Annotated in this window: 13 protein-coding genes; 3 read left to right on the top strand and 10 right to left on the bottom strand. The window is 34.4% G+C overall.

Features of this window, described 5'->3' with window-relative positions; translation table 11 throughout:
• Positions 1-84: 84 nt before the first annotated feature.
• The 7 genes from ACW0JX_RS09315 to ACW0JX_RS09285 form a co-directional block, all read right to left on the bottom strand.
• Positions 85-699 carry an immunity protein Imm33 domain-containing protein gene (locus ACW0JX_RS09315; RefSeq protein ID WP_144465402.1) on the bottom strand — a complete coding sequence of 205 codons (615 nt, stop codon included), beginning with the start codon at positions 697-699 and terminating at the stop codon, positions 85-87.
• 413 nt (positions 700-1,112) lie between these two features.
• On the bottom strand, positions 1,113-1,508 hold the full coding sequence (locus ACW0JX_RS09310) for a cytidine deaminase (protein ID WP_459245605.1): 396 nt from the start codon (positions 1,506-1,508) through the stop codon (positions 1,113-1,115).
• Positions 1,509-1,541: 33 nt separating this feature from the next.
• On the bottom strand, positions 1,542-2,843 hold the full coding sequence (locus ACW0JX_RS09305) for a pyrimidine-nucleoside phosphorylase (RefSeq protein ID WP_002093946.1): 1,302 nt from the start codon (positions 2,841-2,843) through the stop codon (positions 1,542-1,544).
• A 36-nt stretch (positions 2,844-2,879) separates the two neighbouring features.
• Positions 2,880-4,061 carry a NupC/NupG family nucleoside CNT transporter gene (locus tag ACW0JX_RS09300; RefSeq protein ID WP_000876188.1) on the bottom strand — a complete coding sequence of 394 codons (1,182 nt, stop codon included), beginning with the start codon at positions 4,059-4,061 and terminating at the stop codon, positions 2,880-2,882.
• A gap of 99 nt (positions 4,062-4,160) precedes the next feature.
• Positions 4,161-4,832 (bottom strand): deoxyribose-phosphate aldolase, encoded by a 672-nt coding sequence (gene deoC, locus ACW0JX_RS09295; protein WP_001017440.1) that lies wholly within the window; start codon positions 4,830-4,832, stop codon positions 4,161-4,163.
• 304 nt (positions 4,833-5,136) lie between these two features.
• Positions 5,137-6,084, bottom strand: a complete 948-nt coding sequence (locus tag ACW0JX_RS09290; protein WP_016082054.1) for a sugar-binding transcriptional regulator — start codon at positions 6,082-6,084, stop codon at positions 5,137-5,139.
• Between the two features lie 370 nt (positions 6,085-6,454).
• Positions 6,455-7,045: a TetR/AcrR family transcriptional regulator gene (locus ACW0JX_RS09285; RefSeq protein WP_075718068.1), complete on the bottom strand. Its 591-nt coding sequence runs from the start codon at positions 7,043-7,045 to the stop codon at positions 6,455-6,457.
• A gap of 638 nt (positions 7,046-7,683) precedes the next feature.
• On the opposite strand from ACW0JX_RS09285, the gene ACW0JX_RS09280 reads away from it, so the two are divergent.
• Together ACW0JX_RS09280 and ACW0JX_RS09275 are read left to right on the top strand one after the other, a co-directional pair.
• Positions 7,684-8,349, top strand: a complete 666-nt coding sequence (locus ACW0JX_RS09280; RefSeq protein ID WP_089170807.1) for a CPBP family intramembrane glutamic endopeptidase — start codon at positions 7,684-7,686, stop codon at positions 8,347-8,349.
• A gap of 245 nt (positions 8,350-8,594) precedes the next feature.
• Complete coding sequence (locus ACW0JX_RS09275) at positions 8,595-8,906, top strand: heavy metal-binding domain-containing protein (protein WP_000637505.1); 312 nt, start codon at positions 8,595-8,597, stop codon at positions 8,904-8,906.
• 284 nt (positions 8,907-9,190) lie between these two features.
• Here ACW0JX_RS09275 and ACW0JX_RS09270 read toward each other — a convergent pair whose 3' ends face one another.
• Positions 9,191-9,814, bottom strand: coding sequence for a GNAT family N-acetyltransferase (locus ACW0JX_RS09270; RefSeq protein WP_065382478.1), 624 nt, complete (start codon positions 9,812-9,814; stop codon positions 9,191-9,193).
• A 63-nt stretch (positions 9,815-9,877) separates the two neighbouring features.
• A complete protein-coding gene (locus ACW0JX_RS09265; RefSeq protein WP_000710981.1) occupies positions 9,878-10,462 on the bottom strand; it encodes a TetR/AcrR family transcriptional regulator in 585 nt (194 codons plus the stop codon).
• A gap of 236 nt (positions 10,463-10,698) precedes the next feature.
• Here ACW0JX_RS09265 and ACW0JX_RS09260 point away from each other — a divergent pair, with 236 nt between their 5' ends.
• On the top strand, positions 10,699-10,863 hold the full coding sequence (locus tag ACW0JX_RS09260) for a hypothetical protein (protein WP_016082058.1): 165 nt from the start codon (positions 10,699-10,701) through the stop codon (positions 10,861-10,863).
• 2 nt (positions 10,864-10,865) lie between these two features.
• On the opposite strand, the gene ACW0JX_RS09255 is transcribed toward ACW0JX_RS09260, so the two are convergent.
• Positions 10,866-12,236, bottom strand: coding sequence for an alpha/beta hydrolase family protein (locus ACW0JX_RS09255; RefSeq protein WP_459245604.1), 1,371 nt, complete (start codon positions 12,234-12,236; stop codon positions 10,866-10,868).
• Between the last annotated feature and the right edge of the window lie 42 nt (positions 12,237-12,278).

The following is a 12,278-nucleotide window of genomic DNA, read 5'->3' as shown; positions in this document are numbered from 1 at the left end:
TAACCGTCTAATATTCCTAGAATTTCCGGGATTTTTGAGTTCATGCGGTTAAGCCCTCTCAATTATTTTAGAACTTAACTAATCTCAGTTTGCAACTCCATTCCAAACATCGACATCATTATCATCTAAAATGGCTTTGATTTTATCTTTCTCAAAAACTACCAGATATTCATAAGGTAAGGCTAAAACTTGAATAATTGAAGGTCTAATTTTTAGTAGCTGATATGCGTAATATGCTTCTAATTCACCGTCAGTTTCTTCTGTTTCATCGACAGGACCGATATACCAACCAGAATCACCTTTATCACAATCCCTAGCTCTTTGTAAATAAACCTCATCTAGTTGTAACACATTTTTTGAAGTCACTATTTTATCGCTAAACTTTATTGTTTCACCGTCAATATTTAACTGACGTAAACAATGTACTTGTTCTAATTGCACCCATAAAGCAATTGTTAGATCATTTGTAGTATCCTTAAATGGATTTTTTGTATAATCTGGGGCAATAATGTGATACCCATCTTCACGTTTGGATAGAACAAAAATAGACCAACCAACTTGCATAGAAAATCTATCAACTAATTTGTTATCTTCTACTTTAGTTAGCAAATACAATAACTTTTCTATCTGGGGGCCTAAATGTTCTTCTGCTGTAGCTATTATCTTTTTACCACCTATATTTTTAACTATTGTTTTCAATGGGTTGTAACCTCTCTTTTATTGATTTTTTCAAAGCTTCTCTAGCCACTGCTTCACGTTCTAACATTTCTAGTCTTATAATTTCCGGAACCTTACCGTATTTAGGGTGCCCCGGCCATGTACTCCAATCTTTTGCATTCTTAGAAGCATTTGTTGGTAGGGTGTTTTTTAGAGTACGAAAGGTAATTCAATTATAAAAATAGCCTATCATCTTTTAATATTAATTGGGAATTTATATTGTACTTACACTACATTAATATTTAATTTTTAAAATTTCACATGTGATAAAATAATAAATTGATGAAAAAGGGGACGAAATATCAGTAAATAATTCACCGCAATATAAAGTAAAAAAACTGCCCCTCCAATTGTTATGCGTTTCTAACAACTGGAGGGGCAGTTCACTTTTCAACTTATTTTAGATTTTCTATTGTGAAAGCACCTGGAAGTAATTGCTCAACAGTCACTTCTTTTTCATCACCTTTTACATTCGTTAGTAATACAGGCATTTTCGGATCACAGAATTCAACAATTACTTGTCTACACGCACCACATGGTGAAATCGGTCCATCAGTTTCTCCTGTAATAACTAAGTAACTAAAATCGCGCTCACCTTCTGATACTGCTTTAAATATTGCTGTTCTTTCTGCACAGTTACATAAACCATAAGAAGCATTTTCTATATTACAACCAGTATAGATTTTCCCTTCTTTCGTAACTAACGCTGTGCCAACAGGAAATTTAGAATACGGAATATACGCTTTCGATAACATCTTGTTTGCTTCTTCAATATATTTTTTCTTATCCATATTATTTCCCCCTCAAAGTAAATGAAATGATCATTAGTCAGTAATAACTGTATGAACTAATTTAGGAGCCACTGCTGTTTCAGCGATAGAGATGTTCTCATAAATTTTTGCTTTTACATCTTCTACATTTTCACGATTTGCGTAGATTGTTACGAACGGCTCGCCTTCTTTTACTGCATCGCCAACTTTTTTACGTAACATTAATCCTACTGCTAAATCGATTTCATCTTCCTTCGTTGCACGACCTGCACCAAGTAACATAGCTGCAATACCAATCTCATCTGCAACAATGTTAGAAATAACACCTGAAGTTTTTGCAGGTACATCAATTACATACTTCGCTTGTGGCATTTTTTCTGGATTGTCTACAATTGAGCTATCTCCGCCTTGATTGCTTAAGAACTCTTTAAATTTCGCAGTTGCTTTTCCGTTTTTCATCACTTCAATTAGCATTTCACGAGCTTCTTCTAACGTATTTGCTTTTTTCGCAAGTACGACCATTTGACTTCCTAATACAAGTACTAATTCTGTTAAATCTTCTGGACCTTCACCTTTTAACGTATCAATCGCTTCTTTCACTTCTAGAGCATTACCAATCGCAAATCCAAGAGGCTGTGACATATCTGAAATAACTGCCATTGTTTGACGTCCTACGTTATTTCCGATACGTACCATTGCATGTGCTAATTCTTTTGCATCTTCTTCTGTTTTCATAAATGCACCAGCACCTGTTTTTACATCAAGTACGATTGCGTCAGCACCAGCTGCAATTTTTTTACTCATAATTGAACTTGCGATTAAAGGAATTGAGTTAACAGTTCCTGTTACGTCGCGTAATGCATAAATCTTTTTATCTGCAGGTGTTAAGTTTCCTGTTTGTCCAATAACAGCTACTTTGTCACGGTTTACAATATCAATGAATTGTTCTTTCGTAATTTCAACGTGGAATCCTTCTACCGCTTCTAATTTATCAATTGTTCCGCCTGTATGTCCTAAACCACGACCAGACATTTTTGCTACTGGTACATCTAAAGCAGCTACTAACGGTCCTAATACTAATGTTGTTGTATCACCAACACCGCCAGTTGAATGTTTGTCTACTTTAATTCCTTCAATTGCTGATAAGTCGATCGTTTCTCCAGACTCAACCATCGCCATCGTTAAATCTGCACGTTCGCGATCTGTCATATCTTTAAAGAAGATTGCCATTGCAAGCGCACTCACTTGATAATCAGGAATACTTCCGTCTGTATATCCATTAATAAAGAATTTGATTTCTTCAGTCGTTAATTCTTTGCCGTCACGTTTTTTTGCAATAATATCTACCATTCTCATTACAATCACCATTCCTTTTTATATTATATAAATCTATTAAAATAATAAGCCAACGATTGTTGCTGATAAGAAACTTACTAATGTTGCACCGAATAGTAATTTCAAACCAAATCTTGCGACTACATTCCCTTGCTTTTCATTTAAGCTCTTAACTGCCCCTGCAATAATCCCAATTGAAGAGAAGTTTGCAAATGAAACTAAGAATACAGAGATAATCGCTGTCGTTCTATCTGAGAAATTAAAGTTTCCTTGTGCTAAATCTGTCATAGCGACAAATTCATTTGATACTAATTTTGTTGCCATAATATTTCCGGCATTAACTGCTTCATGCCAAGGTACACCCATAATAAATGCAAATGGTGCAAATGCATAACCAAGAATTTCTTGGAATGAAATACCGATTACACCTTTAAATACTGCATTAATGAATGCGATAAGAGCAACGAAACCGACTAACATAGCTGCTACTGTAATCGCAACTTTAAATCCATCAATAATGTATTCCCCTAATACTTCAAAGAAGGTCTTCTTCTCTTCTTCTTGTACTTCTAACATATCTTCTTCCTCAGTAACTTCATATGGGTTAATGATAGAAGCAATGATGAAACCACCGAATAAGTTAAGCACTAAAGCGGTTACAACATATTGTGGTTTTAATAACACCATATATGATCCAACGATAGACATAGAAACTGTAGACATTGCTGATGCACATAATGTATACATTCTTTTCTCTGGCAATAACCCTAGTTGTTTCTTAACTGAAATAAACACTTCAGATTGTCCTAAAATCGCAGATGCAACAGCGTTATATGATTCTAGTTTCCCCATTCCATTTACTTTACTTAATGCTAGACCGATAGATTTTACAATAATAGGTAATACTTTAATATGTTGCAAAATACCTATTAAGGCTGATATAAATACGATTGGCATTAATACACTTAAAAAGAACGAAAACTCTTTTTGATTTACTAATCCACCAAATACGAAATTCACACCGTCAGCGGCATATTTTAATAGCTCTCCAAAACCATCTGCTATTCCGCTAATTAATATATTCCCTACACTTGTATTTAATAATAGAAACCCCAAAATGAATTGTAATATAACCATCGTTATGATTGGACGATATTTGACTTTCTTTCTATCATTACTAGCAAGCCAAGCGATACCTAAAATCAATACGAGGCCAAAAACACCGATTAAGTATTTCATAAGCCGTTTCCTCCCATTCGTATCCGCTTACATTTTTTTCAATTATTAAAGCAATAGATATACTTTAAACGTATATCTATTGCTTTAAGCTTTTATCGATTAGTAGTTATCTGTAGCACCTTTTGCATCATTTAATACGATTGCAACACTAGCACTTGCTCCAACGCGAGAAGCTCCAGCAGCTACCATTTTGTCTGCATCTTCACGTGTACGAACACCGCCAGATGCTTTTACACCAACGTTTGGTCCTACTGTTTTACGCATTAATGCGATATCTTCAGCAGTTGCTCCGCCAGTTGAGAATCCAGTTGAAGTTTTTACGAAATCAGCACCAGCTTTTACTGATAATTCACAAGCACGTACTTTCTCTTCATCTGTTAATAGGCATGTTTCAATGATTACTTTTACAAGAGCTTTTCCTTTTGCTGCTTGTACTACTTCATAAATGTCTTTTTCAACAAATTCGTTATCGCCATCTTTTAAAGCGCCTACGTTGATTACCATATCAACTTCAGTTGCACCTTTTGCGATAGCATCTTTTGTTTCAAATGCTTTTGTTTCAGTAGTGCTTGCTCCTAATGGGAAACCGATTACAGTACAAACGTCTACATCATGTCCAGCTAGTTCATCAGCCGCTAATTTTACCCATGTTGGGTTAATACAAACAGAAGCGAATTTATATTCCTTTGCTTCTTCGATTACTTTCATAACATCTTCTTTAGTAGTATTAGCTTTTAAAATTGTATGGTCAATTAACTTTGCAATGTTCATTATCTTCACTCCTCATATCTTTTAACAACTTCATTCTAACTCTTAGTTGAACAAATGTAAATACACTTTTGAAATTTTGTTCATTCTTTTTTAAAAGGCATTTTCTTGTAGTAAATAAAGCGTATTCTAACAAAGAACACTTCATATATAATCAAATTTTCTATGTTAACAATGGTAGTATGTATCTCCATATCCATAATTATTTTTAAAAAGGCAATTTGTGTTCAAAAAAGACTCCTATCATTCATACATAACAAAATAAAAGGAGTTCTCAAAATTAACATTTTGAGAACTCCTTTTATTTCTAACCTTTTTCATAATGTAACAGTTCTTTTGCTGTATGCTGATCGATAATTAATACATTTGCATACCCGCCACGTAACGCACCATCAATTGCTTTTATTTTTCTATTACCACCTGCAACTAAAATAGAGCGTTTCTTTAATTTCAGTTCCTCTAACTCAATTCCAATTGTACGCTGATTAATCTCTTCGCTACTAATATTTCCGTCTCCATCAAAGAAACGTGAACAAATGTCACCGACTGATTGTTTTTTGAGTAAACTTGTTTCATCCTTATCGAAATAACCTAATCGGAATAACAGCGCTTCGTCTCGCACTGTTCCTACAGTGAAAACTGCAATATTCGCTTGTTTCCCCATTTCGATAATGTGATGAATATGTCGATCCTGCTCTACTAATTCTTTTGTCACTGCATTATCAAATATAACTGGAAGAGGTAAATTTCTTGGCGTCGTTTGAAAAGCATCTGCAAATAAAGCTATCGTCTCATTCGCATATGTATTTACACTCGAATGACTAATGCCACCTTTTAGCTGGACAACCTCTACCCCTTTTACATGTTGCGGTACGATTTTTCTAGCAATTTCATACATCGTCATTCCCCAGCTTACACCAACAATATCACCGTTTTTAACCGTCTTTTCCATATACTCAGCAGCATATTTACTTATATACTCTGTAATCGTTGCATATTCCGGTACTGGAGAAAACACAACATGTGCCTCTAACAAGTTGTACTTTTCTTTCAGTAAATTCCCAACGTTATCTAAATCCGCAAATGGATCGGCGATGCTAATTTGAACAAACCCTTTTTCTTTCGCGTACTTTAACAATCTAGAAATCGTCGGTCTTGAAATATTTAATTTGTTAGCAATTTCTTGCTGACTATAATCTGATTGATAATATAATCTTGCAACTTCAACGCTTAATTGTTGTTTATCTTTTTCCATAGTAACTCATTACAAATCCCTTCCTGTATTTCCCTTTCGTTACAAGCATTATACAGCTTTATGCAAAAAAATTCGACTACCGAATTTTATCTAACTGAACTTCTATTCTACGTATTATATACAATGAAACCTTATTGTGTAGATTTACAAACTCAATATAGAAACACTTACAACATATAAATCAGTTTATATGTAATTCATTCTTTATTGCTTTTCCTGTAGTAACGATAACAAAGCCGTTCAATAAGAAACATGAAACATCGTCTAAAAGCTATTCAAATACCCCTCATAAACAAAAGATACTGTTCATAAGGGGTATGTATTCAATTTAAGTTTATAAAAATCGGATGGAAACACTGCAAGTTCTCACTTATTTAGAATAAGAGAAAAGATGATGTTTTATTTGTTCAATAAAATAATGATGGTGTATATTATCGTTAGATACGCGACTTGCCATAATAGCTCCCTCCATTGAAGATGCAAGAAAAGAAGCGAGCGATATAATATCTATATCTTCTTTAAGTTCTTGTTTCTCTATTCCTTCTTTTATGAGAGAAGCCATTAACATTACTGTATCATCATAACCTTTTGCTGCTGCTTTTTGTAATTCTAGAAATACTCCAGTACTTTCAATTGCGCTATTAAGTAATGGACAGCCTCCAGCAATAGGAGGATTATTAGCTGCATCTTGATATACAAGGAAAATTGCAAGGATTTTATCAATTGCTGTCTTTTTATTTTCCATTGCTTTATGAAAATGACTCCACATAATCTCACCACTTTTGTCGTAGGCAGCAAGGACAATTTCTTCTTTACTTTTGAATCTACGATAAATAGATCCTTTAGGTAATTCAGTAGCTGTCATTATATCCTGGATGGATGTGCGAGTTATCCCATTAGTATTAAATAAATATAAAGATGTTTCAATAATTTTTTCTTTAACCTTATCAACTTTAGTCATGCTTTGTAATCCTCCTAATAAAAACGAGCTTAATATTTCAGGTGATATTTACCATCTATTTTCTTGGATTTTTTTGTAAGTATAAAGAAGTTTGGAACAAAAATATCTTATCAACCCCTATATTATCTGAACCTCAAACAATACGGTTTGAAAAGAGGTTAATCAAATTGTATTATCTATATCACTCAAATAAATTTTCTGTCAAAATTAACATGACCAATTATTCAATTCAGTCATGTTATACAACTACTTTCACCTAACTTCGTAGCAGGGGTAAAAATATATAGTTAATTTTAACGTATAGACATATGATTATTATATATAATTTTTATTAATATGTTTAGCTAAAGTGTTCGAACTCCCCCCACTTTCACTTCATTCTATAAAAGATTAATCATTAATGATTACTGGAATTAAATTGTAACAAAGCAACTGAGATATAAATATATTTGCTTTGTTCCATTTTGATTTTGTTAATACTTTGTAAAAAAGGTTTAAAAAACTAGAAACTTGTAGTATTATTAGATTTTAATTCAGACCGAACCGTCCGGTTTTTAATATAAATATATTTAGAAGGAGAACGTTATGCAGAAAGAAAAATCAAAGATTATAGGTAATTTAATTACGGGGGCAATAAAGTGAACTTTATAAAAATGAATAAAAAAGAAATTATTATGCTAATAGTTTATACAATGTTTGCACTACTCCAAATTGGCTTGTTCATATTATTTGGCCTATCACTTTTAACTAACAGTAATTTAGTTGAATCAGAATTTGCTCTTAGTGCCATCGGTTTGACTGTACCTGCTATTGTAGGAATAATTTTCTTTAGGAAAGAAATTATTGAAAGTTTTACTTATTTTAAAGAGAAAACAATTTTGAAAATAGTAAGTATTCCTATGGTGGTTTTATTTACGGTAATTGTGGAACAGTCTGTTATGCATTTTCTAGCAACTGCCCAGCCAGAGAACCAAGAACAGCTCCTTGAAACAGGCACGGGGATACCTCTTATTTTTACATTGCTAGTATTTGGTATTCTAGGGCCATTGCTTGAAGAAATTGTGTTTCGTCATATAATATTAAATCGTTTTTCACATTATATTGGTACTGCTATTGCATCTATCATTTCGATTATAATTTTTACAGTTCTTCATACGAATCAGCTTTCGGATATTGCTATTTATTTACCTGGCTCGGTGATACTTACTGTAGCTTATCTTATTTCTAAGAGATCCATTGCATATGTTATGGCGATACATATGTTAAACAATTGCATCACTTTCATTCAATTGCATATGTCATAGCGATACATATGTTAAACAATTGCATCACTTTCATTCAATTGCATATGTCATAGCGATACATATGTTAAACAATTGCATCACTTTCATTCAATTGCATATGTCATAGCGATACATATGTTAAACAATTGAAGGTTTTGATGCAAAAATACTCTATGTTTCTATCGAGTATTTTTGGCACCAGAACCACTTTTTCTAAGGCATAAGAAATCTTATCAAAACTACAACTTATTAGGAGAGTGTCAGTCATGATTGTAACAACAACTTCTGGAATTCAAGGTAAAGAAATTATTGAGTATATCGATATTGTAAATGGTGAAGCTATTATGGGTGCAAATATTGTCCGCGATTTATTCGCTTCAGTTCGTGATGTTGTCGGTGGCCGTGCTGGTGCTTATGAAAGTAAGCTAAAAGACGCTCGTGATATTGCGATGGACGAAATGAAAGAACTTGCAAAACAAAAAGGTGCGAACGCTATCGTTGGTATTGACGTAGATTACGAAGTTGTACGTGATGGAATGTTAATGGTTGCTGTAAGTGGTACAGCTGTACGTATATAAGTAAATAAAAAAACGGTTCCTCCCTTGAAATTTATACTTTGAGGGGGGTCCTGGTTCTGTTGCAGATTTTAAAGAATAAAAAGAGATGTTGATAAATCATTGTACGTTGAAAAAACACAGTTTGAGTGTAAACTGTGTTTTTTTATATAGAGGCCCCATCCCATCACTATCAAGCTAAAATTTTGTGTTAACTTGTACAAAATGTACATTTTTTACTTTGGGGTAATTTTGAATCCTTAAGTTTATGGGCATGTGGTAGTACCCTCTAATACTGTACAAATTTTTTATAAATGGTTGTAAGGTTCTACGTTTTTGACCATTCTGTACAACGATAACTTTGGTTTATTGATTTCACCTGTAATCTGGTAGCCTATCCTCTGATACAATTTAATGGCAAGTTGGTTCTCTTTCTTTACTGTTAGAGAGCATTTGGCAAAGCCTTGCAGCGAAGCTTGTTCCTCAGCAAATTCAATTAGTCTGGTACCTATCCCTAGTCCTCGACTTTCGGGCAGTAAGGCAATTGTTCCGATGTGAAACTCGTCATCTTCTCCCTCCTTCAAGGTAAACATGGAATAAAGCATTTTGATATTCAGAATGTTATAAACAACAAAACCCAGCTTTCGGAACGAAAGCAGCTGTTTAAAAGTGGGCCAGGCAAGACGATTTAAAACGGATATGGGATAGCAAGTAATCATCCCTAAAGTTTTCCCATCCATTTGAGCTTCATAGGCGTATTGATGACTAAAACGGTTGTTCTCCTGCCGCCATAGCTTACAAAATGTCCAATCGACTGTGTTCTTCTCCTCAGATCCTGCAAGTGGAAACGCCATGTATTCCAATGCCATTACATTTAGCTGGGCGCCGACCATGGATTGATGAACAGCCTTTACAATAGAGATTTTATTCATTATCCTATTGCTCCTTTTCACTTTCTATATTATCAATATTGATTATCATGGATTTGAATCAGTTCACTTCCCTCTCAATTCATCCTTAGCTTTGAAACCATAATAAAATGTATTTAAAACAAGCTCTGCAGCAGATTTTTTAGCCACATTTCCTTCATGTACCTGTTCCCAAGTATGGAAAAGCAGAGCATAAAGCGTATTCAAAATCCATTCACTGCTAACTGTTTGCTGAAAGTAACCTCTTTGTTGTAGCAATTCAATAACGCGTCTTAAGGGTTCCCTCAGCTTCTCTTCTGCTTCACCTAATTCTTTGTTGTTAAATACAGATGCATCATGACCTAGAAAATAGATTTTGTCACCTAAAGGGATTAACGCTTCAATGAGTTCCGGGATATAGTTTTCGCTTCTTTCCTCATCCAGTGGAATCTGGTTTACAGTATCACTTACCAGTTGTATAGCCCGATGGCCCAAGAACAGCATCAATTTCTCCCTGCTTTCGACGTAGCGATGGAGTGTAGCAATTCCAATTCCCGCATATTCCGCAATTTCATTCATCGAAGCAGTAGGATTTTCAACAAGCAATATAGTAGCTGAATCAAGAATTGCATTAAATCTCGCTTCCTTCAACGCTGACAAGTCTTTCTTCATCGTCAATCTCTCCCTTTTTCTGTATAAAGTCGTCATTTTTGATAGATAAATATATCATTTGATATTATAATAAACAATCTCAAATAAAGTGTCCAGCTGCTGAATGTAGCTTTTCAAAAAGAATTATATTCCTGAAACTGATAGTACTTTGAATGTTTCATTTTTAGCATTTCATTATTTAGATAACGATGAAGAAATTAAATTCTTTAATGTAATAAATACAAGAGCCAAAGGAAATGGTACGAATCGCTTTCTTAGTAGAAAAAATGATTACCTTATCTGGTTTTTTTAACTATTTTTATGACGAATTAATAATTACAGTAATTTTTCTACTTTTATTAAATCCGTTTGCACTTCATTTAATTATTGAATATTTTATAATGAAGTTACTTTCTGCATAAAGTTATCGGTTTACTTTAAAATTCACTTCCGGGTATTTGGTCATCAGCCTTTTAAGGGTTGAGCCGTCATCCTTCTGTTTTACATACTGGTCAAAAAATGCCAGGCTGAATTCGTTAATAATACGATGGACTTCCTTTGGATTTTCACCTGGGCTCTGCAACAGAGGTGAGAACAAATGTAAATCGGTAAAGCTTGTATGATCCGTATGAGGAATGACCATTGACATACCACCACCAGCTAACCCACGTCCGTATCGCTCCCTCACTTCAAAGGGATCTGCTTCATCAGGCTCTTCTGCACTCATGAGCAGAAATGGTTTTCCAATGCCACTTTCAGGCAAGATTTCACCATACAATGTACCATCCATATTGATAGCTGCTTTGACACGAGAATCTTTTGCAAGTATTTGTGCTGCGGTAGCTCCACCGTAAGAGTGGCCAAACATTCCAATTCGCGAGGTATCCAGTCTTCCTGTAAAGAAACCAGTCTCATCGTTTTCGTTAAGTTTCTCTATCTGATTAAGGACAAAGCTGACATCTTCCTCCCATAATTTTATGTGACTATCTCCTTCATCAGTTAAATTAATGGGCTGTACGTAAGCAGTTCGACCACCTGGAAAGACGGTAGCTGCAGCATCGAAGGTATGATCGATACTTAGAACAATATATCCTTGACTAGCCAACTCCTCAACTTGAAACGTGTTTTGATTACGAAAACCATTAAAACCATGAGAGAAGAGTAATATGGGATAGTGATTCTCTGAGTCTGAGAGTTGTAAATCCATAAACGAATGAGACTTTACCAATTCCATGTGGCTGAATGCAAATGCAGGAATAGACAATGTTTTTTCCAATCCCTTGGAGAGCTCATTTATGTTACGAATATAAGGTTCTGGATCCCCCTTGCTTTTTTCAGCTGCAGGATACCAAATTTGCACCATCAGTTCGCGCCGATCATTTGGATTTTTCGAATATGGTTCATTTCTCTGATGATCAACCCAATGATATAGCTTCGTACCGATCTTATGTGGACCAGTTGGTTCTTCAAATGAAAATACTGGCATAAGTAAGGGTAGCGCAACTGCTACAAACAAATAGATACATAGTAACGAAGTCTTAACTATGAATATACCCGAACTTCTAAAGCCCTTTTTCCGCCCAGTTAATAAATAGCATAAAATTAAGATAACTGGGGATACATATGCTGGAATCATCTGCCACCTAAAACCTTCTGCCAATAACTGAACTGTAACCATTACAACGGCAATCAAAGTAGCTAATTTAGACCACTTTTTCGTTTCTCTGCCTATTAACAGTATCCAACTCAATAGACTAAAATTCACTACTATCAAAACAACTTCCCAGAAATTCATTGGCCTATCTCCTTTGCATGCATTTTACTTCTAATTAAAGAG

The sequence above is a fragment of the Bacillus sp. C-3-6 genome (assembly GCF_054509685.1).
The sequence above is the reverse complement of the archived record's forward strand: the minus strand, read 5'-3'. Positions and strand labels throughout refer to the sequence as shown.

Bases quoted from the DNA above. Each gene is read 5' to 3' on its own strand.
- ACW0JX_RS09310 (WP_459245605.1), bottom strand. From the start codon at position 1,508: ATGGATAAGAAAAAATATATTGAAGAAGCAAACAAGATGTTATCGAAA.
- ACW0JX_RS09305 (WP_002093946.1), bottom strand. From the start codon at position 2,843: ATGAGAATGGTAGATATTATTGCAAAAAAACGTGACGGCAAAGAATTA.
- ACW0JX_RS09300 (WP_000876188.1), bottom strand. From the start codon at position 4,061: ATGAAATACTTAATCGGTGTTTTTGGCCTCGTATTGATTTTAGGTATC.
- deoC (WP_001017440.1), bottom strand. From the start codon at position 4,832: ATGAACATTGCAAAGTTAATTGACCATACAATTTTAAAAGCTAATACT.
- ACW0JX_RS09290 (WP_016082054.1), bottom strand. From the start codon at position 6,084: ATGGAAAAAGATAAACAACAATTAAGCGTTGAAGTTGCAAGATTATAT.
- ACW0JX_RS09285 (WP_075718068.1), bottom strand. From the start codon at position 7,045: ATGACTAAAGTTGATAAGGTTAAAGAAAAAATTATTGAAACATCTTTA.
- ACW0JX_RS09275 (WP_000637505.1), top strand. From the start codon at position 8,595: ATGATTGTAACAACAACTTCTGGAATTCAAGGTAAAGAAATTATTGAG.
- ACW0JX_RS09270 (WP_065382478.1), bottom strand. From the start codon at position 9,814: ATGAATAAAATCTCTATTGTAAAGGCTGTTCATCAATCCATGGTCGGC.
- ACW0JX_RS09265 (WP_000710981.1), bottom strand. From the start codon at position 10,462: ATGAAGAAAGACTTGTCAGCGTTGAAGGAAGCGAGATTTAATGCAATT.
- ACW0JX_RS09260 (WP_016082058.1), top strand. From the start codon at position 10,699: ATGGTACGAATCGCTTTCTTAGTAGAAAAAATGATTACCTTATCTGGT.
- ACW0JX_RS09255 (WP_459245604.1), bottom strand. From the start codon at position 12,236: ATGAATTTCTGGGAAGTTGTTTTGATAGTAGTGAATTTTAGTCTATTG.